This window comes from Dietzia sp. B44 (genome assembly GCF_014145245.1).
Lineage (GTDB): Bacteria > Actinomycetota > Actinomycetes > Mycobacteriales > Mycobacteriaceae > Dietzia > Dietzia natronolimnaea.
This window is the reverse complement of the sequence record NZ_JAALEF010000523.1, coordinates 389-2,171: the sequence shown is the minus strand read 5'-3', so window position 1 is coordinate 2,171 and position 1,783 is coordinate 389. Positions and strand designations below refer to the sequence as shown.

The 1,783-nt window shown below is 59.3% G+C and carries 1 protein-coding gene; it reads left to right on the top strand.

Features of this window, described 5'->3' with window-relative positions; translation table 11 throughout:
• Window positions 1-3 precede the first annotated feature (3 nt).
• Window positions 4-1,783, top strand: a 1,780-nt coding sequence (pglX, locus tag G6017_RS16150; protein WP_347238039.1) for a BREX-2 system adenine-specific DNA-methyltransferase PglX, incomplete at its 3' end; no start/stop codon positions are given.

Here is a 1,783-nt window from a genome sequence, read left to right as displayed (position 1 = left end):
TTCATCCTTGATCGCACGCTGACCCCGGCGCTGAAGGAACGCTCACCCAGGCTTCCGTCGGTTGATGCGGAGGGTCGGACCGGGGCGGTGGACTTCAAGATCATCGATCCCACCTGCGGATCGGGGCACTTCCTTCTCGGGGCATTCGAACGGATGCTGGACTATTGGCGAGCCGAGGCTCCGGGAATGGAGCCTACCGAGCAGGTGCGCCTGGCGTTGTCCTCCATTCACGGGGTGGACATTAACCCGTTCGCCGTGGCTATCGCCCAGTTCCGACTCATGGTGGCGGCACTCCGAGCGATCGGTGGGGCGAGTCTTCTAATCGTGCCCGAGCTTCCGCTGCAGGTGTACGCGGGCGACGCGCTGCTGTGGAGTGAGGATACTAAGTCGAGAACTGGTTTGGCCCTGGGCGATTCCTTCGACCCGGACAAGCTCGCGAGCGGCGCGACTCTCACGACCGAGGACGAGGCGAATCTAAGGAGGGTGCTTCGACGCGGTCAATACGACGTGGTCGTGGGAAACCCACCGTACATCACGGTCAAAGACAAGGCTTTGAACGTCCGATACCGCGAAGTCTATGGGTATTGCAAGGGTTCGTACGCCTTGACGGTGCCGTTTATGGAACAGTTCCATGCCTTGGCGCGCCGTGGCGATTTGGGCTCCGCAGGGGCAGGATGGATCGGCCAAATTACCTCGAATTCGTTTATGGCTCGCGAATTTGGCGTTCCCCTAATCGAGGAATTCTTCGAACGCATTGACCTACGAGAAATAATCGATACCTCTGGTGCCTACATTCCCGGTCACGGCACCCCCACAGTGACTATCATTTCACGCAATCGGCCGATCGAGTCCAAGACCAGGCGCAAGAATCGCTTTGTTCGAGCGGTACTCGGAATTCAGGGTGAGCCGGGTGCACCGGAAGATCCGGCCCAGGGGATAGTGTGGCGCAGCATTGTTGAGCACATCGAGGTGCCGGGCCACGAGGATCAATGGATAAGTGTGCTTGATCTGCCGCGCGAGATGCTTTCTGCGCATCCTTGGTCTTTGCAGGGTGGCAGCGCACCAAAGGTCACTGAGCAGATCGCGCTGGCCACTCGGAGCATGTTGGGCGATGTCCAGTCCGCAATAGGACGAACGACGCATACAGGCTCTGACCCCGCGTTCTTTGTGCCGTTAAGCGCGCGGCGAACTCATCGGTTGGCTCAGACGGTTCCACTAGTCACTGGGGAATCTGTTCGCGACTACTCTGCTGAGTTCGACACCCTCGCAGTATTCCCATACGACCAGCGGGGGGAGCCGATTCCGCCGAGCGACGAACTCAATCGGTTCTTTTGGCGTAACCGAGCAACCTTGGCCCGGCGGGTCGATTTTGAGCAGACCCTTGAAGAGAGGGGTCTGCGATGGTTTGACCATTCAATGTTCTTCAAGAAGCGGTTCTCGTCCCCGCTTGGCATCGCGTTTGCGTTTGTGGCGACGCATAACCATTTTGTGTTGGATCGCGGCGGGAAGGTGTTCAACCGTTCCGCGCCGGTGATCAAGTTGCCGGAGGGGGCAAGCGAGGACGAGCACCTCGAACTGTTGGGCGTGCTGAACTCGTCGACGGCGTGCTTCTGGCTCAAGCAGAACAGCTACCCAAAGGGAGGGGACCCAATCGGCGATTCCGGCGCACGAGTAAGCCAACAGCCTTGGGCGGATAGGTATGAGTTCACAGGTACGACGCTGAAGGACTTCCCGCTTCCCGCGGGTTCTGCTTCGGAGCGTGCTCGCCGAATCGATCAGCTTG